24 protein-coding genes are annotated in these 25824 nt (G+C 61.4%); 6 read left to right on the top strand and 18 right to left on the bottom strand.

What is annotated here, in order from left to right; translation table 11 throughout:
- Positions 1–58 precede the first annotated feature (58 nt).
- A complete protein-coding gene (prlC, locus tag ACTJJ6_RS21835; protein ID WP_016930445.1) occupies positions 59–2101 on the top strand; it encodes an oligopeptidase A in 2043 nt (680 codons plus the stop codon).
- 8 nt (positions 2102–2109) lie between these two features.
- The gene (rsmJ, locus tag ACTJJ6_RS21830; RefSeq protein WP_028128290.1) at positions 2110–2856 is read left to right on the top strand and encodes a 16S rRNA (guanine(1516)-N(2))-methyltransferase RsmJ; all 747 of its coding nucleotides are present in this window, start codon (positions 2110–2112) and stop codon (positions 2854–2856) included.
- Between the two features lie 28 nt (positions 2857–2884).
- Here rsmJ and ACTJJ6_RS21825 read toward each other — a convergent pair whose 3' ends face one another.
- The 10 genes from ACTJJ6_RS21825 to ACTJJ6_RS21780 all read right to left on the bottom strand — a co-directional run bounded on the left by ACTJJ6_RS21825 (position 2885) and on the right by ACTJJ6_RS21780 (position 14022).
- Positions 2885–3484, bottom strand: a complete 600-nt coding sequence (locus tag ACTJJ6_RS21825; protein ID WP_164053900.1) for a KpsF/GutQ family sugar-phosphate isomerase — start codon at positions 3482–3484, stop codon at positions 2885–2887.
- A complete protein-coding gene (locus tag ACTJJ6_RS21820; protein WP_016930442.1) occupies positions 3484–5121 on the bottom strand; it encodes an FGGY-family carbohydrate kinase in 1638 nt (545 codons plus the stop codon). Before ACTJJ6_RS21820 ends, ACTJJ6_RS21825 begins: the two co-directional genes overlap by 1 nt.
- A gap of 10 nt (positions 5122–5131) precedes the next feature.
- On the bottom strand, positions 5132–6085 hold the full coding sequence (locus tag ACTJJ6_RS21815) for an ABC transporter permease (RefSeq protein WP_016930441.1): 954 nt from the start codon (positions 6083–6085) through the stop codon (positions 5132–5134).
- Position 6086: 1 nt separating this feature from the next.
- Positions 6087–7076: an ABC transporter permease gene (locus ACTJJ6_RS21810; RefSeq protein ID WP_004930997.1), complete on the bottom strand. Its 990-nt coding sequence runs from the start codon at positions 7074–7076 to the stop codon at positions 6087–6089.
- Positions 7069–8568 (bottom strand): sugar ABC transporter ATP-binding protein, encoded by a 1500-nt coding sequence (locus tag ACTJJ6_RS21805; protein ID WP_164053902.1) that lies wholly within the window; start codon positions 8566–8568, stop codon positions 7069–7071. Before ACTJJ6_RS21805 ends, ACTJJ6_RS21810 begins: the two co-directional genes overlap by 8 nt.
- 105 nt (positions 8569–8673) lie before the next feature.
- On the bottom strand, positions 8674–9660 hold the full coding sequence (locus ACTJJ6_RS21800) for an autoinducer 2 ABC transporter substrate-binding protein (protein ID WP_028128102.1): 987 nt from the start codon (positions 9658–9660) through the stop codon (positions 8674–8676).
- A gap of 328 nt (positions 9661–9988) precedes the next feature.
- The gene (gene gdhA, locus ACTJJ6_RS21795) at positions 9989–11332 is read right to left on the bottom strand and encodes an NADP-specific glutamate dehydrogenase (protein ID WP_016930438.1); all 1344 of its coding nucleotides are present in this window, start codon (positions 11330–11332) and stop codon (positions 9989–9991) included.
- 199 nt (positions 11333–11531) lie between these two features.
- Positions 11532–11969, bottom strand: coding sequence for a universal stress protein UspA (gene uspA, locus ACTJJ6_RS21790; RefSeq protein ID WP_004930988.1), 438 nt, complete (start codon positions 11967–11969; stop codon positions 11532–11534).
- A 267-nt stretch (positions 11970–12236) separates the two neighbouring features.
- Positions 12237–13145, bottom strand: a complete 909-nt coding sequence (locus ACTJJ6_RS21785) for a LysR family transcriptional regulator (protein WP_016930437.1) — start codon at positions 13143–13145, stop codon at positions 12237–12239.
- Between the two features lie 103 nt (positions 13146–13248).
- Positions 13249–14022, bottom strand: a complete 774-nt coding sequence (locus ACTJJ6_RS21780) for an SDR family oxidoreductase (RefSeq protein ID WP_016930436.1) — start codon at positions 14020–14022, stop codon at positions 13249–13251.
- Positions 14023–14455: 433 nt separating this feature from the next.
- On the opposite strand from ACTJJ6_RS21780, the gene uspB reads away from it, so the two are divergent.
- Entirely contained in the window at positions 14456–14791 is a 336-nt protein-coding gene (uspB, locus tag ACTJJ6_RS21775) for a universal stress protein UspB (protein ID WP_004930978.1), read from the top strand.
- A gap of 73 nt (positions 14792–14864) precedes the next feature.
- Here the strand turns inward: uspB and pitA are convergent, their stop codons facing one another.
- Entirely contained in the window at positions 14865–16367 is a 1503-nt protein-coding gene (gene pitA / locus ACTJJ6_RS21770; protein WP_151254288.1) for an inorganic phosphate transporter PitA, read from the bottom strand.
- Between the two features lie 300 nt (positions 16368–16667).
- Here pitA and ACTJJ6_RS21765 point away from each other — a divergent pair, with 300 nt between their 5' ends.
- Entirely contained in the window at positions 16668–17867 is a 1200-nt protein-coding gene (locus ACTJJ6_RS21765) for an NAD(P)/FAD-dependent oxidoreductase (protein ID WP_406889166.1), read from the top strand.
- Positions 17868–17895: 28 nt separating this feature from the next.
- On the opposite strand, the gene add is transcribed toward ACTJJ6_RS21765, so the two are convergent.
- Together add and ACTJJ6_RS21755 are read right to left on the bottom strand one after the other, a co-directional pair.
- Positions 17896–18888, bottom strand: a complete 993-nt coding sequence (add, locus tag ACTJJ6_RS21760; protein ID WP_049300432.1) for an adenosine deaminase — start codon at positions 18886–18888, stop codon at positions 17896–17898.
- A 9-nt stretch (positions 18889–18897) separates the two neighbouring features.
- Positions 18898–19839 (bottom strand): nucleoside hydrolase, encoded by a 942-nt coding sequence (locus ACTJJ6_RS21755; RefSeq protein ID WP_440803914.1) that lies wholly within the window; start codon positions 19837–19839, stop codon positions 18898–18900.
- 160 nt (positions 19840–19999) lie between these two features.
- On the opposite strand from ACTJJ6_RS21755, the gene ACTJJ6_RS21750 reads away from it, so the two are divergent.
- Entirely contained in the window at positions 20000–20683 is a 684-nt protein-coding gene (locus ACTJJ6_RS21750) for a Crp/Fnr family transcriptional regulator (RefSeq protein WP_151254287.1), read from the top strand.
- Here ACTJJ6_RS21750 and ACTJJ6_RS21745 read toward each other — a convergent pair.
- The 4 genes from ACTJJ6_RS21745 to ACTJJ6_RS21730 form a co-directional block, all read right to left on the bottom strand.
- The gene (locus tag ACTJJ6_RS21745) at positions 20680–21099 is read right to left on the bottom strand and encodes a VOC family protein (RefSeq protein WP_016930429.1); all 420 of its coding nucleotides are present in this window, start codon (positions 21097–21099) and stop codon (positions 20680–20682) included. The genes ACTJJ6_RS21750 and ACTJJ6_RS21745 overlap by 4 nt on opposite strands.
- Before the next feature lie 127 nt (positions 21100–21226).
- Entirely contained in the window at positions 21227–21643 is a 417-nt protein-coding gene (locus ACTJJ6_RS21740) for an SRPBCC family protein (RefSeq protein ID WP_028127813.1), read from the bottom strand.
- Between the two features lie 36 nt (positions 21644–21679).
- Positions 21680–22477 (bottom strand): SDR family NAD(P)-dependent oxidoreductase, encoded by a 798-nt coding sequence (locus ACTJJ6_RS21735; RefSeq protein WP_028127812.1) that lies wholly within the window; start codon positions 22475–22477, stop codon positions 21680–21682.
- A 55-nt stretch (positions 22478–22532) separates the two neighbouring features.
- Complete coding sequence (locus ACTJJ6_RS21730; protein WP_016930426.1) at positions 22533–23543, bottom strand: aldo/keto reductase; 1011 nt, start codon at positions 23541–23543, stop codon at positions 22533–22535.
- A 142-nt stretch (positions 23544–23685) separates the two neighbouring features.
- Between ACTJJ6_RS21730 and ACTJJ6_RS21725 the strand changes: the two genes are divergently transcribed.
- Complete coding sequence (locus ACTJJ6_RS21725) at positions 23686–24585, top strand: LysR substrate-binding domain-containing protein (protein WP_016930425.1); 900 nt, start codon at positions 23686–23688, stop codon at positions 24583–24585.
- Between the two features lie 33 nt (positions 24586–24618).
- On the opposite strand, the gene ACTJJ6_RS21720 is transcribed toward ACTJJ6_RS21725, so the two are convergent.
- Positions 24619–25824: virulence factor SrfC family protein (locus tag ACTJJ6_RS21720; protein WP_440827437.1), on the bottom strand; the 1206-nt coding region annotated here is incomplete at its 5' end.

Below are 25824 nucleotides of genomic sequence, written 5' to 3'. Positions count from 1 at the left end.
CATACGCATTTTAAGGCTCGCCCGTGCGGCGGGCCCCAACGCTAATCAGGACTGCCCTATGACAAATCCGTTGCTGACCCCGTTTTCCCTGCCGCCTTTCTCGGCGATCCGCCCTGAAGATATCGTGCCAGCGGTGCAATCCGCGCTGGCGGACTGCCGCGCTGCGGTAGAGCGCGTGGTCGCGCAGCCGGGCCCGTTCACCTGGGACAATCTGTGTCAGCCGTTGGCGGAGTCGGACGATCGCCTGTCGCGCATCTGGTCGCCGATCGGGCACCTGAACTCGGTGAAAAACAGCCCGGAGCTGCGCGCCGCCTATGAGCAAGCGCTGCCGCTGCTGTCCGAGTACGGCACCTGGGTCGGCCAGCACGAAGGGTTGTATCAGGCCTACCGCAGCCTGAAAGAGGGCGCGGCTTTCGAGGCGCTGAGCGTGCCGCAGCGCAAGGCGGTGGACAACGCGCTGCGCGACTTCGAACTGTCGGGCATCGGCCTGTCGGCAGACAAACAGCAGCGCTATGGCGAGATCGTTGCGCGCCTGTCCGAACTGGGCTCCACCTACAGCAACAACGTGCTCGACGCCACCATGGGCTGGAGCAAACTGATTACCGACGAAGCCGAGCTGAGCGGCCTGCCGGAAAGCGCCCTGGCGCAAGCGCAGGCGATGGCGCAGGCCAAAGAGCAAGACGGCTGGCTGCTGACGCTGGACATGCCGAGCTACCTGCCGGTGCTGACCTACGCCGACAACCGCGCGTTGCGTGAAGAGATGTACCGCGCCTTCGCCACCCGCGCCTCTGACCAGGGGCCGAACGCCGGCAAATGGGACAACAGCGAAGTGATGGCGGAAACGCTGGCGCTGCGCCACGAGCTGGCTCAGCTGCTGGGCTTCGCCACCTACGCCGACAAGTCGCTGGCGACCAAAATGGCGGAAAGCCCGGAGCAGGTGATCGGCTTCCTGAGCGATCTGGCCAAACGCGCCCGCCCGCAGGCCGAGCAAGAGCTGGCGCAGCTGCGCGCCTTCGCCAAACAGCACTATGGCGTGGACGAGCTCGACGCCTGGGACATCACCTACTACGGCGAAAAACAGAAGCAGCACCTGTTCTCCATCAGCGACGAGCAGCTGCGCCCGTACTTCCCGGAGCAGCGGGTGGTGGAAGGGCTGTTCGAAGTGGTGAAACGCATTTACGGCATCACCGCCAAAGAGCGTAAAGACGTGGAAACCTGGCATCCGGACGTGCGCTTCTTCGATCTGTTCGACGCCGACGGCGAGCTGCGCGGCAGCTTCTACCTCGATCTGTACGCCCGCGAGAACAAACGCGGCGGCGCCTGGATGGACGACTGCGTCGGCAGCCTGCGCAAGGCCGACGGCACGCTGCAAAAACCGGTCGCTTACCTGACCTGCAATTTCAACCGTCCGCTGGGCGACCAGCCGGCGCTGTTCACCCATAACGAAGTGACCACGCTGTTCCACGAATTCGGCCACGGTCTGCATCACATGCTGACGCAGATCGATACCGCCGGCGTCTCCGGCATCAACGGGGTGCCGTGGGATGCGGTCGAACTGCCGAGCCAGTTTATGGAAAACTGGTGCTGGGAGCCGGAAGCGCTGGCGTTTATCTCCGGCCACTACCAGAGCGGCGAGCCGCTGCCGAAGGCCATGCTCGACAAGCTGCTGGCGGCCAAGAATTACCAGGCGGCGCTGTTTATCCTGCGCCAGCTGGAGTTCGGTCTGTTCGATTTCCGCATGCACTTCGAATACAGCCCGGAGAAAGGCGCGCAGATCCTGCCGACGCTGGCGGAAGTCAAGAAAATGGTGGCGGTGGTGCCTTCGCCGAGCTGGGGTCGCTTCCCGCACGCCTTCAGCCACATCTTCGCCGGCGGCTACGCGGCGGGTTACTACAGCTACCTGTGGGCGGAAGTGCTGTCGGCCGACGCCTACTCGCGCTTCGAAGAGGAGGGGATTTTCAACGCCGAAACCGGCAAATCCTTCCTCGACAACATCCTGTCGCGCGGCGGGTCGGAAGAGCCGATGGCGCTGTTCAAACGCTTCCGTGGCCGCGAGCCGCAGCTGGATGCTATGCTGCGCCATTACGGCATTAAAGGATAACCCGACACGTGAGCGTGTGTTTATTGTGTGAAGCAGGCGCCGATCCCGGCGCCTTGTCTGTTTTGGCGCAGCGCTGGCGGCTGACGTCCGACGACGACGCGCCGATGGCGCTGGTATTGACCCCGCAGCGGCTGGAACTGCGCAAGCGCGACGAGCCTAAGCTGGGCGGGATCTACGTCGATTTCGTCTCTGGCGCCATGGCGCATCGGCGCCGCTTCGGCGGCGGCCGCGGCGAGGCGGTAGCCAAAGCGGTCGGCATCAAGGGCAGCTACCTGCCGGACGTGGTGGACGCCACCGCCGGGCTGGGGCGCGACGCCTTCGTGCTGGCGGCGCTGGGCTGCCGGGTGCGGATGCTGGAGCGCAATCCGGTGGTGGCGGCGTTGCTGGACGACGGTCTGCAGCGCGGCTATCAGGATGCGGAAATCGGCCCGTGGCTGCGCGAGCGTCTGACGCTGCTGCACGCCTCCAGCCTGACGGCGCTGGCGGATCTCAGCCCGCGCCCCGAGGTGGTGTATCTCGATCCGATGTTCCCGCACAAGCAGAAAAGCGCGTTGGTGAAGAAAGAAATGCGGGTGTTTCAATCGCTGGTGGGCAGCGACGATGACGCCGACGGCCTGCTGGAACCGGCGCGCCGTTTGGCGACCAAGCGCGTGGTGGTGAAACGCCCGGACTACGCGCCGCCGCTGGCCGACGTGCCGGCGCACGCCGCCACGCTGACCAAAAGCCACCGTTTCGATATCTACATGCCGCTGTAATGTCAGCCGGGCCCGCCGTGTCGGGCCCTCAGTTTTCCTCCCGCAAACTTTTCCCCACGCCGCCGCCCGGATGCACCGCCAGCAAGGCGCTCTTGTCGTAACCGCTACGCGCCATCAGGCAGGCGCAGGCGGCGTCGAAGATCGCCAACACCAGCACGATCGAGGTAGTGGCCAGCATATTCAGCGGATCTATTTCCTGTTGCACCCCGGTGGCGATCGTCAGCTGCGCCGCCAGCGCGATGGCGGAGTGCGGGTTTTCCGTCACCGCGATCAGCGGCACCCCCTTGGTCTGCAGCGTCGGCAGCAGACGGGTCAGCTCGTCGGAATTGCCGCCGCGCGAGATCAGGATCAGCAGATCGTCCGCGCGCAGAAAGCCCAGATCGCCGTGCGCCGCGCCGGTGGCGTCGAGGTAGACCGCCGGTCGCTCCACGCAGGCCAGCATGTGGGCTATCTTGCGCGCCGCAATTCCCGAGGTGCCGACGCCGGTGACGGCGATTTTACCGCGGCAGCCGGCCAGCAGCCCCAGCAGCCGCTGCCAGGTGTGCGCGTCGAGGCGTTCGCCCAGCTGCGCCAGTTCCCGGCTGTAAGTTTGCCAGCCCTGTACGGCCTGCCGCCATTCCTGCTGCATCACGCCTCCTCCTGCATCAGCCGGCGGTATTTCATGTGGTCGTTGTACAGTTCGTGGAACACCCGGTATTTGCGGTCGTAGTAGCTTTTTATCTGGTTGGTCTGCGGCGTAACCGTCTTGCCGATGCGGCTCATGGCGCTCATCGCCTCCGGCAAGGTGTCGAATACGCCGGCCGCCACGGTGCCCATCATCGCGCCGCCCAGCAGCATTGCTTCGCTCTCCTCCGGCAGCAGCATGGCGCAGCCGGTGGCGTTGGCGTGCTCCTGCACGAAGATCGGGTTCTTGGTGCCGCCGCCGCTGGCCATGATGGTATCGATGCTGTAGCCGCTGTGGTTCATGGTTTCGATGATGTGGCGGGTGCCGAGCGCGATGGCCTGAATGGTGGCCAGGTAGTGCAGCGCCATGTCTTCCGGCGTGCGCGACAGCTTCAGCCCGGTCAGGATGCCGGTCAGCGTCGGGTTGGCGCGCGGCGAGCGGTTGCCGTGGAAGTACGGCAGCATATGAATGTCCTGCGTCAGGAAGGCGATGTTCTCCGGTTCGCCGGCCATGCGGCGCAGAATGGCGTTCAGCACCTCATAGATGGTCTGCCCCTGGGTTTTCGCCTGCGCCAGCAGCTCCTGATAGCACGGATGCGACTGGATGACGTGGTCGATCAGCGCGCCGGTGGCGGACTGGCCGCCTTCGTTCAGCCAGTATTCCGGCAGGATCGCCGAGTAATACGGCCCCCAGACGCCGCCGATAAAGCGGGCGGTGCGCGACATCGCCATATGGCCGGTGGAGGTACCGCCGATCAGCGCGACGCGGCGATTGAAGTCGGCCACCTCGCCGGAGACGCCGGTGGCGCCCAGCGTGCCGAGGGTGCCGGCGTGCGCGTCGATGATCGATACGCTCACCGCCGTGCCGGCGATCAGTCCCATTTCAGCGGCGGCGCGCTGAGTCAGGCCGTGGCCCAGCGGCTCGCCCATCATTTTGACGTCGCTGCCGATCTTGGCCGCGTCGTGTTCCAGCACGTCTTCCAGCCCGATCTGCTGGAAGTAGCTCTTGTCCCAACGCTGTTCGTGGCCGAGATAGGTCCACTTGCACACCGTCGAGCACAGCGAACGGGTGGCGTCCTGGGTGGCGCGCCAGGTGAGGAAGTCCGGCAGATCGAACAGGTAACCGGCGTTGGCCCAGGTGGTGGGCATGTGCTGTTTCAGCCACAGCAGTTTCGGCGTCTGCATCTCCGGCGAAATGATGCCGCCAACGAAGTCCAGCACCCGGTGTTTGGTGGCGTTGATGCGCTCGGCCTGGGCGATCGCCCGGTGATCCATCCACACGATGATGTTCTGCTCGGTGCGGCCGGAGGGGCTGACGGTCAGCGGTTTGCCTTCTTTATCCAACACCACCAGCGAACAGGTGGCGTCGAAGCCCAGCCCTTTGACCTGGATCGGGTTGATGTCGGCCTGGTTGACCGCGTCGCGCACCGCATTGCACACCGCTTGCCAGATGTTATCCGACGACTGCTCGACGAAATCCGCCTTCGGCCGGTACAGATCGATGGCCCGGCTGGCCTGGCCGACCATGCGGCCATTGAGATCGAATACGCCTGCGCGCGCGCTTCCGGTGCCCACATCTACGCCAATAAAATAGCTCGCCATTATTTTCTCCTCAGGCTTTTCGATTCTGTAACGCGATAAACAGGATCAGCACGCCGCCCCACAGGGCCATGGTCAGGTAGCTGCTGACCCCCAGCAAATTGAGGCCGCTTTCCAACATTTGCAGCACGATCAGCGCCAGCACCAGCCCCAGAATACGGCCGAAACCGCCGTCCGGGTTAATGCCGCCCAGCACCGAGGCCAGAATGGTCACCAGCAGATAAGATTCGCCGTAGCCGGCCTTGGCCGAGTTGAACTTGGCCATCATCAGCAGCGCGGCTCCCCAGCCGAGCAGCGCCGACAGGATATACACTGCGATCTGCACCCGCGCGGTGTTCACGCCGCTGAAGCGGGTGGCCTGCTCGTTGGAGCCGATCAGGTACAGGCTGCGCCCCAGCGTGGTGTGCTCCAGCAGCAGCCACAGCCCGACCGCCACCAGCAGGAACAGGATCAGCGCCACCGGCACGCCGAGCACGGCGCCGTTGCCGAGAAATTGAATCGCCGCCGGGAAGCCGGAGATCACCGCGCCGTTGGACAGTAGAATATTCAGGCCGGTGATCAGCGTCATGGTGCCGAGCGAGGCGAGGATCGGCGAAACGCCGATCCAGGCCACCAGCGCGCCGTTCAGCGCGCCGATCGCCACCGCCACCAACAGGCCGGCCAACAGCGCCAGCGCCAGGAACAGCGGCTGGTCGGGATGGCTGACGATGATCGCCGCCATCACCAGCGAACAGGCGTTGGCGCCGGCGATGATCGACAGGTTGATGCCGCCGGTCAGCATGGTGATGCCCATGCCGAGCGCCAGCAGGCCGAGGATCGGCAGCTGCGAGGCGATCGACTGGAAGTTGCCGAGGCTGAAGAAGCGGGATCCGAGCAGCCCGGCGAACAGCAGCGCCACCGCGATGATGATCGCGCCCTGCAGGCGAATGATCCGGTCGTTTGGGATCAACCGAGTTAACTGCGTCATGTCAGATCTCCTTGAGCAGCTTGCGTTTTTCGTTCCAGGCGGTGGTGCTGATGCTGATCAAAATGATCGCGCCGCTGAATACCTGGTGCCAATAGGCCGAGACGCTGAGCAGCGTCAGCCCGTTTTGCAGGAAGGCCAGCAGCACCACGCCGAGCAGGGTGCCGGTCAACGATCCGCGGCCGCCGCTCATGCTGGTGCCGCCCAGCACCACCGCCGCCAATACCGTCAGCTCGAAGCCGAGCAGCGAGTTGGGCGCCACCGACTGGGTGATCTGCGCCTGCACCACCGCCGCGACGCCGGCCAGAATGCCCATATAGCCGTAGACGCAAAAATGCAGCCGCAGCAGATTCAACCCCAGGCGCGACGCCGCGTCGCGATTGCCGCCCATGGCGTAGATCTGGCGCCCCAGCCGGGTGCGGTTCATCAGCACGCCGGTGACGACGATGGTCGCCAGCAGGCACAGCAGCGGCAGCGTCAGGCCGTAGTCGTAGCCGTCGGCGCCCTGGAACGAGAACCAGTTGATGCCGTTCATGAACCAGTCAGGGAAGCCGTACAGCCAGGTGCCGTTGGTGGCGTATACCAGCAGGCCGTAGAACAGGTTAAGGGTGGCGATGGTGATGATGATCGCCGGCACCTTGAGCCAATACACCAGGAAACCGTTCACCAGCCCGAGCAGCAGGCCGACGCCGATCGCCAGGGCGAACGCCAGCGGGAAGCTGCCGCCGTGCTGGATCACCCAACTGGCCATCACGTATTGGGCGATGGCGGTGATCGCCGGGAACGAAATGTCGATGCCGCCGGCGATCAGCACCACGAACAGCCCGCAGGCCAGAATGCCGAGAATGGCGTAGCTGGTGGCGACGTCGGTCAGGTTGCCGAGCGTCAGAAACTCGTCGGTGCCGGCGCTCAGGCCGATCGCCAGCAGCAGCACCAGCAGGCCGAGATAAAACTCGTGCCGCCCGGCCAGGCGGGCCAATAATGACTTATCCATTCACCACCTCGGCGATCTGTTGTTCGGTACTCTGGTGCGGCGCGAATTCGGCGATCAGCTCGCCCTTGCGCATCACCATCACCCGATGGCTGTTGTAATAGGCTTCCGGGATCTCGTCGCAGATCATCAGCACCGCCATGCCCAGCTGCGCCAGATCGCGGGCGATCTGGTAGATCCCCTCTTTGTTGGCGATGTCCACGCCGACGGTGGGCGAGTCGAGGATCAGGATCTTCGGCTGGGTCGCCACCCATTTAGCGATGGCGATACGCTGGGCGTTGCCGCCGGACAGGGTCTTCACCGGCAATGCGCTGTCGGACACCTTGATGTTCAAATCGCGGATCAGCCGGTTGACCAGCTCGGTCGCCTTGGCGTGATCCAGCAGCCCGAGCGAGGTATGCAGCCGATCGAAGACGGTGACGATGGTGTTGTCGTAGATCGATTGCTCCATGATCAATCCCTGCGTCAGACGATCCTCCGACACATAGCCGATGCCGTGGCGCACCGCTTCGCGGTTGTTGTGCAGCTGCACCGCCCGGCCCTCGATGCGGATCTCGCCGCTGTCCGGCCGCGTCATGCCGAACAGGCTGAGGCACAGTTCGGTGCGGCCGGCGCCGAGCAGGCCGACGATCGAGACGATCTCGCCGCCGCGCAGCGCTAGATTGACGTTGCGGTATTTCTCGCCGCGGCTGAGGTTGCGCACCTCGAGCAGCGGCGCCTGTTCGGCCGGCGGCAGCGGCGGCAGCGGGTTGTAATGGAAGCGTTGGCCGGTCATCAGGAACGCCAGTTCATGGCTGTCCAGCTCGCTGGCCGGCCAGGTGCCCACCAGCTTGCCGTCGCGCATCACGCTGATGCGATCGGCGACTTCCATCACTTCATCCAATCGGTGGCTGACGAACACCACGCAGATGCCGGCTGCTTTCAGTTCGTTAACCACCCGCAGCAGGCCGTCGACCTCCTGGCGGGTCAGCGAGGCGGTCGGTTCGTCCATGATAACCAACCGCGCCTCGGCGGCGATGGCGCGGCAAATCGCCACCAGCTGCCGATCGGCGATTGACAGTTTTTCCACCTTTTTATCGGGATCGATGTGTACGCCGACCCGCGCCATGGCGTCCAGCGCCGTCTGGCGCATCACCCGCTTGCGCACCCAGAAGTGGCCGCCGGGCAGGTAACGGTGGATGGCGATGTTTTCCGCCACCGTCAGGTTAGGGAACAGCGACAGGTCCTGGTAGATCACCTGTATGCCGTAATAACCGGACAGCTGCGGCGTCAGGGCGTGGAAGAGTTTGCCTTCCAGCGAAATATTGGCACCTTTTTCCGGCTGATAGACGCCGGAGATGATTTTAATGATGGTGCTTTTGCCGCAGCCGTTTTGCCCGGCCAGACAGTGCACTTCGCCTTTATTCAGCGTCAGGTTGATCTGGTCTAATGCCAGCACGCCTGGGAATCGCTTGCTGATATTCTCCAGGGTGATAAATGCGGGGGAGGCTGTCATAACGTTAACCTGTGCTTGCGTAGCGGCCGAAGCCCTGGGCGCAGCAACGCTGCGCCCCTACGAGGGTTTAACTACTTTCCCGGTGTAGCGAAATTACGCGAAAAATCAGAATCCGAGCGATTTGGCGTTGTCTTTGGTCACTTCCAAAATCTTATTAAACCGAATCACTTTGTGTTCCATATCGACGTCGGCCTTGCCGAGACCCTCGATCGACAGGTCTTTGTTCACGTCCTTGCCCTGCAGCAGCTGATCGGCCACCGTCACCAGCGCATAACCGGCGTCTTTCGGATCCCACAGTAGCGCTTTCTTGATGTCGCCGCGCATCAGGTAAGGGGCGGCCTGCGCCGGCATGGCGATGCCCACCACCGCGATTTTGTCCTTGGCGCGCTTCTTGGCCACCGCCTGGCCGGCGCCGATCGGGCCGAGCGAGCCGAAGCCGATGATGCCCTTCATCTGCGGATAGGTTTTCATCAGATCCAACGTGGTGGCGTAGGATTTGTCGATGCTTTCCGCCACCGGCAAGCGCGAGGTGACTTCAAACATGTCCGGGTATTTTTCTTTCTGGTACTTGATGGCGGAATCGGCCCAGGCGTTGTGCAGCGGCACGGTCAGCGAGCCGACGTAGATGGCGTAGCCGCCTTTGCCGCCCATGTCTTTCGCCAGTTCATCGACGTTGGCCTGCGCGTATTTCTCGCTGTCGATGGTCTCGATGTCCCACTGGCCGATCTGCTGGTCCGGGGATTCATGGGTCAGCACCACGATGCCTTTGTCACGCGCTTTTTTCAGCACCGGTTCCAGCACCTTGGCGTCGTTCGGCACCACGATGATGGCGTTGACGTTCTTGGCGATCAGATCCTCAATCACCTTGACCTGCGCGGCCGGATCCGGCGTAGAAGGGCCGGTCTGGTAAGCGTTGACGTCGAGTTTTTTCGCCGCTTCGTTGACGCCCACTTCCATGCGGTTGAACCACGGAATGCCGGTCACTTTGGCGACCACGGCAATCTCATATTTATCAGCGGCGAACACAGGTGTTGTCGATAACATGCACGCAGAAACCACACATGCATTTAATAATGCGAGGTTAAATTTCATTAGCTGTACCTTTTTTATCTGTAGGGGTGGCGGTTTTTCCACCGCTGCAGATTACAAAGGAATGGAAGAGGGGGCGTAGCCGAAGTTAACGAAATGTGATCTGCGCACATTTAAGTAAAATATTGACGCATTTAATGTTAAATAAATGTTTAATTATTTGGCAGTGGTAAATTTACTACCAACTAAACGGCTGTAAATAACTTTTTATTAACTTTTAATTAACGTATTCGCATCATTTTGATGGCTTAGACGCGGAAAAAAATGCCGGCGAAGGAGCCGGCATTGAAGCATTTAATCGATGTGTGAACAAGATCACCTTTGCGCCCGATTACAGCACGCCCTGGGCCAGCATCGCCTCCGCAACCTTAACGAAACCGGCGATATTCGCGCCGTGTACATAGTGGGTTTGCTTGCCCTCGCCGCCGTATTCCACGCAGGCATGGTGAATATCCGCCATGATATGTTGTAAACGTACATCCACTTTTTCCGCCCGCCAGCCGATGCGCGCGGCGTTTTGCGCCATCTCCAGCCCCGAGGTGGCCACGCCGCCGGCGTTGGCCGCCTTGCCGGGAGCGAACAGCACCCCGGCGTCGAGGAAGGCGTCGGTGGCCTGGATGGTGGTCGGCATGTTGGCGCCTTCCGCCACCGCTTTCACCCCGTTGCGGATCAGCGTCTGCGCCGCCTCGAGATCCAGCTCGTTTTGGGTGGCGCACGGCAGGGCGATATCCACCGGCACGCTCCACGGCTGCTGGCCCGCCAGATAGGTCAGACCGCGCTCACGTGCATAGTCCGCCACCCGGCCGTAACGCTGGTTTTTGATCTCCGCCAGGTGCGCCAGCTTCTCGGTGGTGAAACCGTCTTCGTCCACCAGGGTGCCGCCGGAATCCGACACGGTGATCACGCGCGCGTCCAGCTCCAGCGCTTTCTCGATGGTGTACTGCGCCACGTTGCCGGAGCCGGATACCGCCACCCGCATGCCCTCAAAGCCCAGGCCGTGGCGCTGCAGCATGGCGTCGGTGAAGTACACCAGGCCGTAGCCGGTCGCCTCGGGGCGGATCAGGCTGCCGCCGAAGGAGAGGCCTTTGCCGGTAAACACGCAGGCGGTGTTGTTGGACAGTTTTTTCATCATGCCGGCCATAAAGCCGACTTCGCGGCCGCCGACGCCGATGTCCCCGGCCGGCACGTCGGTGTCCGGGCCCAGATGGCGATACAGCTCGGTCATCAGCGCCTGGCAGAAGCGCATGATCTCCCCCTGGCTTTTGCCCTTGGGATCGAAATCGGAGCCGCCTTTGCCGCCGCCCATCGGCAGGGTGGTCAGCGCATTCTTGAAGGTCTGTTCAAAGCCGAGGAACTTCAGGATCGACAGGTTCACCGACGGATGGAAGCGCATGCCGCCCTTGTAGGGGCCGATGGCCGAGTTGAACTGCACGCGGAAGGCGCGGTTGACCTGCACCTGGCCGCGATCGTCCACCCAGCTGACGCGGAACTGAATGATGCGCTCGGGCTCCACCAGGCGCTCCAGCAGCGCCTGTTCGCGATAGCGCGGATTGCGTTCGATAAACGGCCACAGCGAGGTGAACACTTCGCGCACCGCCTGCAGATATTCCGGCTGGTGGGGGTTATGGCGTTGTAACGAGGACAGGAAAGACTCTACCGATACGGCATATTCCATGGATAACTCCTTTTCGCATTAAATTTCCCCCGCTATTTCTTATAGATATGGGTATAGGCGATGCCCGGGGGAGGATGTTGTGTCTTTAGCGACTATATCATCGGAGGGCGGTTGATTATCAAGCGATTAATCGGCGTGGCGGCATGAAAAACGCCCGCAGGGCGCGGGCGTTGGTCAGTTAAGTTAGCAGGCGCTTACTTTATTCGTCTTCTTCATCGCGCAGCGGCACGATCAGCATATCGATGTGCACGGTATTGATCAGCTGGCGCGCGGAAGACATCAGCTTGCTCCAGAAGTCCTGATGGTGGCCGCACAGCACCAGGTCCATATCGTATTTCTTGATGGCGTCCACCAGCACCTGCGCCAGATCGCCGCTGCCGCTCAGGGTCTCGGTGATCGGGTAGCCGGCGTTTTGCGACAGCTCGGTCAGCGCCTGATGGGTTTCTTCAGAGATGCGTTTTTGCATGTCGCCGAGATTGACGTCGATCAGGCCGGTATAGAGGTCGGAATAGTTGACATCGACGTGGATCAGAGAAACTTTGGCGTTATACGGCCGCGCCATAGAGACGGCTTTTTCTACCAGGATCTTGCTTTCCGGGGATAGGTCCACCGCGATCAATATGTGTTTGTAAGCCATAAGAATACTCCTTCCATAAACATGCCGATTAAAAAGGGTTAGCAGGCGTTCCGTGTACCCGCCTGGCGCTGTTGGTTCCATAGTATCATTTGGATAACGCAATGATATGTTGGGGCGATCACACTGCGCCGCATCGGAAATCTCTGCGCACGATACCTTTCGTTGTACACCCGCGCGGCGTAAAAACCTATGGGTTATGCGGGTTTTAACGGTCTGACCGCTTGAATTATAAGCGTTATTAAACAAAGTATAGCGCTAAATGTGCAATCAGCGCTCCAGATGCGGCTGCAGCAGGCTTTCAAACCACTCATGAAACACCGCCAGACGCCTTGAGCGCTGGCGGCGATGGGGGTAGATCAGGGCGATCGGCATGGAGGCGGCGCGGTAACCGGGCAGAACTTCCACCAGTTCACCGGCGTCGAGCAGGTGTTGTACGTCGTAGCGCGGGATTTGCATCAGCCCCAGCCCCGCGCGACAGCAGGCGATATAGCTTTCGGCGTTGTTGACCACCACCCGGCTGGGCAGTTCGAGCCGTTGCGTATGGCCGTCGCCGGTCAGGTATTCCCAGGGGGATTCGCGGCCGGTTCTGGGCGAGGCGTAGCCGATGCTCCAGTGCCCCTCGGCGAGATCACCGGGGTGGAGCGGATGACCGAATTCGCTCAGGTAGGCGGGGCTGGCGCAGTTGATCAGCGCGATATGGCCGAGCGGGCGCATCACCAGGCTGCTGTCGTGCAGATCGCCGACGCGCACCGCGCAGTCGACCCCTTCCTGCACCAGATCGATGGCGCGATCGGCGGAGCCGAGCGCCAACTGCAGGTGAGGATGGCGCCGCAGCAAGCCGGGCAGCGCCGGAGCGATCAGCCGGCGGGCGATGCGGCTCGGCACGTCGACGCTGAGCCGTCCGGAGGCCTGCCGTTGGCTGGCCTGAAATGACTGATCGATGTCTTCCACTTCGGCCAGCAGCGGGCGCAGCCGCTCGAGCAGCTGTTCGCCGTCGGCGGTCAGCCGCACCTGCCGCGTGGTGCGGTGCAGCAGGCGCACGCCCAGCTGCGTTTCCAATTGCTGCACGGCGGCGGATACCGAGGCGCGCGGCACCTCCAGCGCATGGGCCGCCCGGATAAAGCTGCCCATTTCCGCCACCTGTACGAATACGCGGTATTGATTGAATCTGTCCATCTCGTTGACCTGCTGTTCCTTGGCGCCGTTCCCGACAGAAAGTGTAGCCGCATGGCGCGGTTGCGTGCGAGCAGGTGCGGGGGCCTCTCCGCCCCCGTCGAACTTATTTGGTGGTGTAGCCGCCGTTGATCAGGATGGTTTGGCCGGTTATCCACCAGCCGTCGCTGACCAGATGGCGGATGAACGGCACCACGTCTTCGATATCGGTCAGGCCGGTTTTACTGAACGGCGACAGCGCTGCCGCCGTCTTGTGGTAGGCCACGGCGTCCGCGCCTTCAGCCGGGTAGAAGAACGGGGTATCCATCGGGCCGGGACCGACCGCCGTCACGGAGATGCCACGTTCGCCAAACTCCTTGGCGGCGGCGCGGGTGAAGTGCTCCACCGGTGCTTTGGTGCCGGCGTAAGCGGCGTAGAACGGCGTGAAGGCGCCGAGCAGCGAGGTGACCAGCGTGCAGATTTTACCGTTGTCGTTAAGGTGCTTGCCCGCCGCTTTCAGGAAGAAGAACGCGGTTTTGGCGTTGACCGCGGTCATTTCGTCGTACTCGGCTTCGCTGATGTCGATCATCGGCTTTTTCAACACTTTGCCGACGGTATTGATGGCGATATCCGGCTTGCCGACGGCGGCGACCGCGTCGGCGAACAGCTTCTCGACCGCGCCCGCGGTGGTGAGATCGGCCTGCAGCGCGACACCTTGCGCCCCGGCGGCCTGAATGGCGGCGACGGTTTTTTCCGCTTCGGCTTTGGAAGCGGCGCTGTTGTAGTGGATCACCACCGCTTTGGCGCCTTGTTCAGCCAAATCGCGCGCGATCAGCCCGCCGAGGTTCTTGGCGCCGCCGGCGATGAGGACGGTTTTTCCCTTGATTGAATGGTTTGCCATAACAGTTTCCTTGGATGAACGTAACGGAAACCTGAGTCTAGCCAGCGTGGGGGGAAAGATCAGCGGCGCAGCGCGGGATAGACTATCCAGAAATGCGACATAATCGAAACGGATGGTTATCGCTTATAACGCCCCGGCAGGTGACTTTTCGGTACAGGGCGGTAAATTTTATCCACTGCTCAGGCCAGTTTGCGTTCCATTAACCTACAATGATGAATATGGGCTTCACCATTTCTCCTCTGAGTAGAACCATGCCGTGCAAATCTCTCTGTGCGGCGCGGCAACGTCTTTGGAGGCGGTGGGTTATGGGCGTGGCTCGTGCAGGCAAAAAAAGGGGATGAGAGCGGTAAGCTCCAGCAGAGTATCGGGTAATGAGGTAGGGCGGTTGGACCCGGCGGATGGCCGCGGATAACAACGCCTTGAGGGGGTAATCATGATCAGTACCGTCGCGCTGTTTTGGGCCTTATGTGTGGTGTGTGTGGTAAACATGGTGCGGTATTACTCTTCTCTGCGCGCGTTGCTGGTGGTATTGCGCGGCTGTGACCCGTTGCTGTACCAATACGTCGACGGCGGCGGCTTCTTCACCGCCCACGGCCAACCCAGCAAGCAACTGAGGCTGGTGCGCTATATCTTCGCGCAGCGCTATGTCGAACACCACGATCCGGAGTTTATTCGCCGCTGTGAGCGGGTGCGCGGGCAGTTTATGCTGACCTCGGCCCTGTGCGGCCTGGTGGTCATCTGCCTGATAGCGATGATGATTTGGTATTAATGCCTTTCTGTTTCCCTTAATGCAGGCAAAAAAAAGGCGGCCCTGCGGCCGCCTTCCTCATGATGCTTATCGCTTAGATCAGCTTCAACGCAACCCAATACAGCGCACCGGAAAGCAGAATCGAGATTGGCAGGGTCAGTACCCAGGCCAACAGGATGTTCTTCACGGTTTTGCTCTGCACGCCGCCGCCGTCCACAATCATCGTCCCGGCAACCGCCGAAGAGAGGACGTGGGTGGTGGAGACCGGCATGCCGGTATAACTCGCCACGCCGATCGACAGCGCCGCGGTCATCTGGGCCGATACGCCCTGGGCGTAGGTCATGCCTTTCTTGCCGATCTTCTCGCCGATGGTGGTGGCCACGCGTTTCCAGCCCACCATGGTACCGAGCGACAGCGCCAGCGCGACGGCGACGATGATCCACATCGGCGCGTACTCGACGGTCTGCAGCAGATCCTGACGCAGGTTCTTCAGGAAGCGCTGGTCGGCGGATGAGGTTTCCGGCAGCTTGGCGACTTTATCCGCCGTGTCGGTCACGCACATCAGCAGGCGGCGCAGGTGGCTGCGCTGGTCAACCGTCAGCTGATCGTAGCTTTGCAGGTTGGTCAGCATGCCCTGAGCCAGCTCGATCGCCGGCATGGCGCGCGAACTGTCGCAGTGGAACTCGGCCGGTTTACCAGACGCAGCGTCGTCATCCGGGCTTGGCACCAGCGGCGTCAGCGATACCGCATGCGACAGCGCGTCGCCGTGCTGCTGGTAATATTGCTGCAGGTGGGTCACGGCGTCACGCGTACGGGTGATGTCATAACCGGTTGCATTCATATTGACCACGAAGCCGGCCGGTGCAACGCCGATCAGCACCAGCATGATAAGGCCGATGCCTTTCTGGCCGTCGTTGGCGCCGTGCGAGAAGCTGACGCCAATCGCCGACAGGATCAGCGCGATACGGGTCCAGAACGGCGGCTTGCGTTTGCCGTCGACCTTTTCACGTTCCGCAGGGGTCATGTGGATACGCTGGCGTTTCTTGGTGCCACTCCAATAGCGGCGCAAGGCGAACACCATCACTCCCGCCACCATCATGCCGACCAGCGGCGAGAACAGCAGAGAAAGGAAAATGCCAATCATTTTCGGGACGTTAAGCGCATCCACCACCGAAGTGTGGGTCATCAGGGCGTTGGTTAAACCGACACCGATGATTGCGCCTATCAGCGTATGGGAACTGGACGCCGGCAGACCGAAATACCAGGTGCCGAGGTTCCAGATGATTGCCGCCAACAGCATGGAGAAGACCATGGCTAATCCGTGTGCTGAACTGACGTTCAACAACAGATCGGTAGGCAGCAAGTGGACGATGGCGTAAGCAACACTCAAACCGCCGAGCATTACGCCAAGAAAGTTGAACAAACCTGCCATCACGACCGCAAGTTGCGAGCGCATGGCGCGGGTATAAATAACTGTAGCGACCGCATTGGCCGTATCATGAAAACCGTTGATGGCTTCATAAAACAACACGAACAACAATGCGAGAATTAACATCAGGCCGGTATGGAAATCCAGGCCAGCGAACAAATGCAGCATAAGCGTTACGCCAGTTTGTGGACATGAACGCCGCGCATTATCAGTGACAACCGGGGCCGGGGAAAAGGAAAATATGACGTTTTTTTGATTTGGACATGACGAAACGATGACGCGCCTATAACAAAAATATTGAATATCAACGCGTTATTCTCCTCTGACCTCTGTAATATTTTCTTACTGTGGCGTTGGCGGCGCCGGGGCTTTACAATCTTCCGCCGTGAATTTGGCGGTGACCGGCGGCGAAACGGCGTAATATGGCGCTCTTTTGTCGCGATTGTGGTTTTGATAAGTGAGGCTCAGGTGGAACAGTTTGATGTCGTAGTGATTGGGGCGGGCGCCGCCGGCATGTTTTGCGCCGCGCAGGCGGGGCAACTCGGTTGCCGCGTGTTGCTGCTCGACAACGGCAAAAAACCGGGCCGCAAGATCCTGATGTCCGGCGGCGGGCGCTGCAACTTTACCAACATGTACGCCGAACCGGCGGCCTATCTGTCGAACAACCCGCACTTCTGCAAGTCGGCGCTGGCGCGCTACACCCAGTGGGACTTCATCGATCTGATCAACCGCTACGGCATCGCCTACCATGAAAAAACGCTGGGGCAGCTGTTCTGCGACGATTCGGCGCAGCAGGTGGTGGATCTGCTGGTCAAAGAGTGCGAGCTGGGTCAGGTGACGATGCGCCTGCGCAGCGAAGTGCTGGGCGTGGAGAAAACCGAGAACGGCTACCAGCTGGCGCTCAATGGCGAAAAAGTAAGTGCTCGCTCACTTGTGGTGGCCAGCGGCGGATTATCCATGCCGGGATTGGGCGCGTCGCCGTTCGGTTACAAACTGGCGGAGCAGTTCGGCCTCAGAGTGTTGCCGACGCGCGCCGGGCTGGTGCCTTTTACCCTGCATAAGCCGCTGCTGGAGCATGTGCAGACGCTGTCCGGCGTGTCGGTGCCGGCGGTGATCACCGCCGAGAACGGCGTCAGCTTCCGTGAAAGCATCCTGTTCACCCATCGCGGTCTCTCTGGCCCGGCGGTATTGCAGCTGTCCAGCTACTGGCAACCGGGTGAGTATGTGAGCGTTAACTTACTTCCGGAGCTGGATCTGGCGGGCTTCCTGGATAACCAACGCCAAGAGCACCCGAACCAAAGCCTGAAAAACACCCTGGCGCTGCATTTGCCGAAGCGGTTGGTGGAGTGTTTGCAGACCCTGGGACAATTGCCGGAGGCGACGCTGAAGCAACTGAATGCGCCGCAACAAGCGGCGCTGGTTGATCTGTTGCAGAACTGGCGCGTGCAGCCGAACGGCACCGAAGGCTACCGCACGGCGGAAGTGACGCTCGGCGGCGTTGACACCAACGAACTTTCTTCCAAGACGATGGAGGCCCACAAGGCGCCAGGGCTCTATTTCATCGGCGAAGTGGTGGACGTGACCGGGTGGCTGGGCGGCTACAACTTCCAGTGGGCCTGGAGTTCGGCCTGGGCCTGCGCCCAGGCGCTGGCGGCGCAGGGGCGTTAAAACCCGCTCAGCCTTGACACGTGCCGGGTCACATTGGCCCGGCCTTGAGCTGATTCATTAATTTCATTTTAGTGTTGCCGTCGAGAAAACTCGCCTCCAGCGCCTGTCGGTTGCTGCGGTTAAAATCGTCATCCTGCCAGCCGAAGGCGTCATGCAACAGCTGATACTCCTTGTTCAGCGTGGTGTCGGCGACGGTGCGCGCATCGGTATTCACGTTCAGCCGCACTCCCATCCTTTTCAGCCGATCTATCGGATGATCGTCGATGCTGTCGAACAGATTGCAGACGAGATTGCAGCTGGGGCAGATCTCGAGCAGGACGCCGGTGGCTATCAGACGCTCGACGAGCGCAGGGTCCTCGATGCTTCTGACGCCGTGGCCGATGCGCGACACCTGTAGCTGCTCCAGCGTTTCCCGTACGCTGTCGGCGCCCTTCGCCTCGCCGGCGTGGGCGATGACGTTGCCGCCGGCGGCACGCACGGCGCGAAAGGCCGCCACATGGTGGGTCAGCGGGTAACGCGCTTCATCGGCGGCCAAATCCAGCGCCACCACGCCGCTTCCCTGATAATCGATAACCAGTTTCGCCGTTTGCAGGCTGGCGGCCGCGTCGAAATGCCGCAGCGTGCACAGGATCAGCCCGGCGGCGATGCCGTAAGCCCGCGAGGCGTGATGCATGGCCGCCAGCACCGTCTCGACCACCGCTTCACCGCTTAACCCCAGCCGGGTATGCAGCAGCGGCGCGAAGCGCAGCTCGGCATAGATGACATTATCCGCCGCCAACTGCGCGAATAAGTCCTCGACGGCCAGCGTTATCGCCTGGCGTGTCTGCAATAGATCTATTTGCGGCGCTATCTTGCTTAGAAAGTCCCCCAGATCGGCGCATCGTTTCGGCGCGACAAATTGCCGATTAAATGCCGTTCTGGTTATTTGCGGGTCGACCTTTTTTAAATAGTGGTAGCTTAAACAGGTATCCAAATGAACGTGTAATTCCACTTTCTTCAATTTTCTTGGATCGAATTTCATGCGAGTCACTTATTTCATTAACGGCTGAGATAACAACGAGAACAGTTTTTCTTTAAACAGGCCGGGCTTAATGCGGGTAATCACGCGCGCATTGGCCAGTTCGCCGGTAAGCTGAGTGGAATCAATGACGTAATGGCCGTAAGACCTCTCACTTTTATATTCTACCCATGAATACGCCTCCAGACTGGTCTCGACGATATCTGGATAGAGCGCCACCGCCATGGTGGTCGGATCGGGCAAATCAAACCCTTTGCGTTCGGTACGCCGTGCGTTGAACGCCATCAGCGCGCGATTGCAGCGCACGGCAAAGCGTCCCAGTTCGCCGAGGTTATTCAATCGTTCTATATCGCGTTCGTCGATAAACGCTTCCCCCATGCCGATCTCCCAGCCGACGAGAGTGAGCGGCAGCCCGGCAGTGAGCACCAGGTGCGCGGCCTCGGCATCGGCGTAAAAATTAAATTCGGCCAGCGGGGTGATATTGCCGGGCATCAGCCCGGAACCGCCCATCACATAAACCCTCTTCACTTTTTCGGCCAGCGTGGGCGCTTTCAGCACCGCCATCGCGAGATTGGTCAACGGCCCGAGGGTGACGATTTCCAGCTCGCCATTGAGCCGTGCGGCGCAGTCGATGATGGCGTCCACGGCATGAACGGGTTCGGCGCTCTGGCGCGGATCGGGCAAGGCCATGTCGCCCATGCCGTCTTCGCCGTGAATATGGTGCGAATGATAACGCGTTCGGAAAAGCGGTTTCGCCATGCCGGCATAAACCGGGGGCGCATAGGTTCCCGCTTTTTCCACGCAGATAAGTGCATTTTTGACGCACTGTTCAAGCGGGCAGTTTCCCGCGACGGTGGTGATCGCTTCCACCTTCACGTCGGGTGCGCGCAACGCCATCAGCAGCGCGACGGCATCGTCGGAAGCAGTATCGGTATCTATCAAAATATGTCGCATGGCCATCTCCTCGGGTGGGCTATGCGGAGAAAGTACCCAGACGACCTAAGGCAAAAAAGGTCAGATGTCCTTTTTCGTTCTGAAGCGCGTCGGCTATGCTGAACGCAGTCGAAAGCGAGGATGTAAGACGTTTAAGGATGAGCCCTGGGAGTGAATCGCCTTGAAAACGGTCGGTGACAGCAAGCTAAAAGAAGCTTTTATCGACGCTCACGATCTGCGAACGGCGCTTTCGCCCACGCTGCTCGCCGTACTGCGCCTGGTCAGCGTCGAAGCCGGCGAATACCTGGTGACGCAAAGCGATCGTTTGACCCACCTGTTTTTTCTCGTGCAGGGAAAATTGCAGGTTGAGAATTTTGATGTGAATGGCGCGCACATTGTCTTTTCCTTCGAAACGGATTTCTCGGTGATTGGCGATCTGGAGCTGTTCTCCCAGACGCAGCGCACGCTGTTCAGCACCGTGCAGGCGGTGACCGACGCGCTGCTCCTCGCGGCACCGATAGAGGCCATCAACAATCACGCCCTGAGCGACCCGGCGTTCCTCACCTTTATCTGCCGGCAATTGAGCACTAAGCTGCTGAATGCCTCTTTGCTGCATGCGAACGGCGTTTTTACGGCGGAGTATAAACTGCGAAAATTTTTATTATTCAAGATAAAGAACGAAGGGGAATTGATTGAGCTGGAAAACCGGGAGGCGCTGGCGGCGAGATTGGGCATCTCCGTCAGACAGCTGAGCCGCGCGCTGGCGCAGCTCGCGGCGGACGGCATCATTCAATTTAAAAACAAGTCACTGTGGGTGACGGATCGCCAACGGCTGTCCGACATCAACGGGAGCGCCAGGATCTAGCCGATCGCCGGCCCCTTCAATTCCACGCGATTGCCGTCCGGATCGCTGAAATAAATGGACGGGCCGTCGCCTTCAGCGCCATAGCGCGATTCGGCGGGATCCACGCCGATCCCCTGCGCTCGCAGATAGGCCAGCAGCTCGTCCTCGTTGAAAGGATCGATGCGCAGGCAGACGTGATCGACATTTTGCCGGTGACGATCGGGCGCCGCGCCGCCTTTTTTCCCCAACACGCCGTTAATATCCACCAGATCGATCATGGCCGCTCCGGCGCGCAGGTGCATCAGCCCCAAATCCGGCCGCTGTTTGGCGATATCACAGCCGACGATCTGGGTATAAAAATGCAGGCTTTTCTGCATATCGCGCACGCGCAGCACCACATGGTCGATAGTCTTCAGGCTGAAAGGGCGCACGGCCATCTCCTCAAACGGAAGTCTCCTTTACAGCATAAACGGCGCTGGCGGATTTATCCTGCTCCAGAGCTAAAGCCAAAAAAAACGGCCAATGGCTTTCACCATCGGCCGCGAGCGCTTGAGCATACCGGCGTTAGCGCGGGAAGTTGCCGCTCAGCGCATCCAGGCCGCCCTGGTAGATGCCGCTGAACAGGGCGACGGCCTCGTCGTCGCTGATGTTGACCGGCGTGAAGCTGCCCGACCATTCCACGCGCGCCACGTTGGCGTCGTCGGTGGCGTGTACTGACAGGGTGGACAGGTAATTCACCACCGGGAACGGCGCCTGCATGATGGAGTAGCTGTAGCTGCGTTGACGGTTGTCGAACGCTTCCAGCCGCTCGATGACGGTGCCGCCGTCGGCGGTGGTTAAGGTACGCACGCGGCCGCCTTCCGAAATGACGCTTTTCGGGATGAACGGCAGCCAGTCAGGCAGGGCGTCGAAGCCGCCGATCAGTTGCCATACGGTGTCGGCGGATGCCGGGATGTTCATAGATACGGATGTATTAGCCATTTTCTTTCTCTCTTGATATCGGTTTAGGGTACGGAATTACATTGCCAGGGTGTCGACGACGCCGCCGTCGACGCGCAGCGCCGCGCCGGTAGTGGCCGAAGACAGCGGGGACGCAAGGTAAACGGCCAGGTTGGCCACTTCATCGACGTCCGCCGCGCGCTGAATGATGGAGCTTGGGCGTTCGGTTTTAACGAACTCGTCGGCCTGATCGCGCGCGCTGCGCCCGGATTTGGCCGCCGCTTCCGCCAGCATCTCCTGCAGGCCTTCGGTAAAGGTTGGCCCTGGCAGGATGGCGTTGACCGTCACGCCGGTGCCGGCGAGGCGTTTCGCCAGGCCGTGAGACACCGCCAGGTTGGCGCTTTTGGTCACGCCGTAGTTGATCATGTCCGCCGGGATGGCGACGCCGGATTCGGACGACACGAAAATAATGCGTCCCCAGCCCTGTTCGGTCATGTTCTGCGCGTAGTGGCGCGCCAGACGCACGCCCGAGAGGACGTTGACGTTATAGAAGTGCATCCACTCGCTGTCGGGCACGGTAAAGAAGTCTTTATCGTTGAAAATGCCCAGGTTGTTGATCAGCACGTCAGCTTTAGGCTCCGCGGCGAACAGGGTTTCTGCCCCTTGTTCCGTGCCGAGATCGGCGACCACGCCGCGCACTTGCGCGCCGGGCACGTTGGCGCTGATGTCGGCGATAGCGTTATCGACCCCGGTTTTTTGACGGCCGACGATCACCACGGTGGCGCCCGTTTTGGCGAGTCCGCGCGCGATGCCCAAGCCGATGCCGGAGGTGGAGCCGCTGACGACGGCGACTTTGCCTGAAAGATCCAGTTTCATCATGTATATCACTCTGTAATGTGGGTAATGGGGCCGGGGGGCGGCCCCATAAAACTTAACGAATCGGCAGCGGCGCGTTGTCGGCCACCAGTTTCTGACGGCGCATCTCCGCCCAGAACTCAGCCGGGATCACTGCATCCAGCGCAGCCAGATCTTCGGCCATGCGGCCAGGACGGCTCGAACCGGGGATCACGGCGGCGACGGCCGGGTTAGCCAGCGCAAACTGCAGCGCAGCGGCTTTGACGTCTACCTGGAAGCGAGCGGCGATCTCTTTGATTTTCGCGACTTGCTGGCGAATAGCCGGGGACGCTTTCTGATATTCGAAATGTTCACCGCCGGCCAGCACGCCGGAGCTGTATGGGCCGCCGACGACGATATCGACATTCTGTTCCAGCGCTTCCGGCATCAGGCGTTGCAGGGCGCGTTCGTGATCCAGCAGGCTGTAGCGACCGGCCAGCAAGAAGGCATCCGGTTTAGGTTCATCGAGCGCCAGCGTCAGCTCGCAAGGCTCGACGCGGTTAACCCCGAGTCCCCAGGCTTTGATCACGCCTTCGTCACGCAGGCGGGACAGCGCGCGGAAGGCGCCGGTACGGGCGATATTGAACTGTTCCAGCCAGCTGTCGCCGTAGAAATCCTGAGCGACGTCGTGGATCCAGACGATATCCAGACGGTCGGTTTTCAGGCGCTTCAGGCTGTTTTCAATGGAGCGAAGCGTGCCGTCTTCCGAGTAGTCGTTCAGGATCTTGTTTTTCAAACCGTGTTCGAACAGGCCGCCTTTCTCACCCAGATCGCGGGCGGCGGGATCTTCCATTTCGTCCAGCATGATGCGGCCCACTTTAGTGCTCAGTACGAACTCATCGCGTGGGTACTGAGAAAGCGCTTCGCCCATGCGAATTTCCGACAGGCCGGAACCGTAAAGCGGCGCGGTGTCGAAGTAGCGGATGCCCAAGTCCCAGGCGCTGGTTACGGTAGCCCGCGCTTCTTCTTCTGGAATGGCGCGGTACATATTGCCGAGCGGCGCGCCGCCCAAACCGATCTTGCCGGGTAAAATATTTTTGATGCTCATGGTGAATCCTCAATACGTTATCTTTTCAGGGAAACTTGTGGGGCTCATACAGCGTCTGCCCCGTCACGAGGCTAAAGATAACTTGGCAAGTTGTGACTTGATAGGACATAATTTGTCTAAGTTAAGTCCTTTGAGGTCTGAGATGATCGATTTACGTCAGTTGAAATACTTTGTGGCGGTGGCGGAAGAAGAGCACGTCGGCCGCGCCGCCGAACGGCTGCACATTTCCCAGTCACCGCTGAGCCGGCAGATTTCCCAGCTTGAGGAGCGTCTGGGTTTGATGCTGTTCGAGCGCAATCAGCAGCGCATCCGCCTGACCGCCGATGGCCAGACGTTTCTGGCCGAAACCCGCGCGCTGTTGACGCACGCCACCCGGCTCGAATCGCTCGGGCGCCGCCTGGGGCGGGGGGAAGACGGCGGGCTGTGCATCGGCTATATCGAAAATGCGATGCACTCCGGCGTCTTGTCGAACGCATTGCGGTCGCTGCGGGTTTCCCGGCCGGATGTGCACATCGTGCTTTACAGCCAGCCTTCTTCCATGCAGCTGGAAGGGCTGCGGCAGCGCAGCCTGGACGTGGCGCTGGTCAATACGGCGCCGGATCGCGCGGATCCGGATTTTGAATATACGCAGGTGCTGGACGATCGCATGCTGCTGGCCTTGCCGCAGACGCATCCGCTGGCGGACAGAGAAACGCTGCAGCCGGCGGATCTCACCGATCAGGCTTGGATCTCGGTGATCCACAAAGAGGATGCCCATTCGCGCGACGACTTCGTGGCGGCCTGCGTGAAGGCCGGGTTCGATCCGGATATTCGGCTGGAGGCGGGCGAGCCGCTGACCGCGCTGGGGCTGGTCGCCGCCGGATTGGGGATGACGTTGATCCAGCACAGCCTGCGGCATAACGCGCCGCAAGGCGTAGTGCTGCGCGAACTGCCCTGGATGCAATACACCACGCAGCTGTGGGCCGTGTGGCACAAGGCCAACCTGCGCCCGCTGGTCACCCATTTCCGCGAAGTGATGTCGGCCGGTCCGGCCTGCCACTGACTGCGCGGCGGTGTCCGGCCCGGCTTGCGCCCGCTACGGCACAGCGCGTAGGGCGGCGACGATCGCCGTCAGTGCGCCGCGCTGCTCGTCTGCCAGCGCGGGCTGCGCCTGCGCGGCATTTTCCGCCAGCAGGGTCTGCAGGCCGATCAGCCAGTCATAGATATAAAACGCGGTATTTTTGGTTGGCGTCGGCGCCAGCCGGGTGAGCCGCTGCTGGCCGCTCCAGTCCACCGCCGGCTGCGGCGGCGGGGTAAAGATCGGCTGGCCGGGGTTGACGCGGCTCTCGGGGCGCGTTGCCGCATCGCGCCGCTGGAAGCCGAGCCAGGCGACGAAGTCGCCCAGTAGCGCCAGCGCCTGGCTGATCTGCCGATCTTCTCCCTGTTCCGGCAGGCCGCCGGCGCACAGCGCGCGCTCCAGTTCGTCGTCGAGCCGCTGGCGGCAGGCGGCGCCGATCAACGCATCGACCAGCAGTTCGAGATGCGGTTTGTCGACACCGAGCAGATCCAGCAACCGGCGGTTGTCCGGCAGGCTGCGCAGATGGTTGATCCAATCCGCGAATACCCGCGCGGCAAAGGGTGACGCGGGGGGCTCGCCGGAGGCCGGCGTTTCCGGTGCGCCGAACAGATCGATGTCGAGCCCGAACGGCGCAGGCGTCGCCGGGGTCGGCGCGGCGTGCTGCTGTTGCTGGTAAAGCTGGCGCAGCGTATCGCGCTGGGGCAACAGTCGTTCCAGCAGTTCGCCGTGGCGGCCGGCCTGCGCCTGCAGCGCGCGCAGCAGCTGTTGGGCGCGTTGCTGGGTCGCGTACGGATCGGCGGCGGTGAGCCAGTTGCCGAGCAGGCTGTCCGTCAGCTCGCGCTGCAACTCTTCGCGCAGCTCGAGCAGGCGCGCTTGCTTGTGGGCCGGGCGCGCCTGTGCGGCCAGGTAGTTCACCATGCGGCGGCAATCCTGCTCATCCAGCGCCAGCAGCGTGGCCCAGCTGTCACCGGGTTCGCCGACCTGACGCTGAACGGCGTCGTCAGGGCGCGGTTTGCCTTCCTGGCGTGAGTCGAACGGCGTGATTGCCCAAATTAAACCGGGTTTGCGGCGTTGGCGCAGCGCCGGGGTTTCCCCCTGGGTGTGGTCGACCCAACCGGCGAGCGCCTGGCCGATGCGCGCGGCGTCCTGCGGCGCGGCGGCGGCATCGGTCACCAGCAGCAGGTTGGCGTGCAGGCCGTCCGCGCAGCGGGTCAGCAAATGGGC

Origin of the sequence: Serratia sp. 22278, from assembly GCF_052045405.1 — a bacterium.
Classification (GTDB): Bacteria; Pseudomonadota; Gammaproteobacteria; order Enterobacterales; family Enterobacteriaceae; genus Serratia; species Serratia marcescens.
This window is presented reverse-complemented; position numbering and strand designations above follow the sequence as displayed.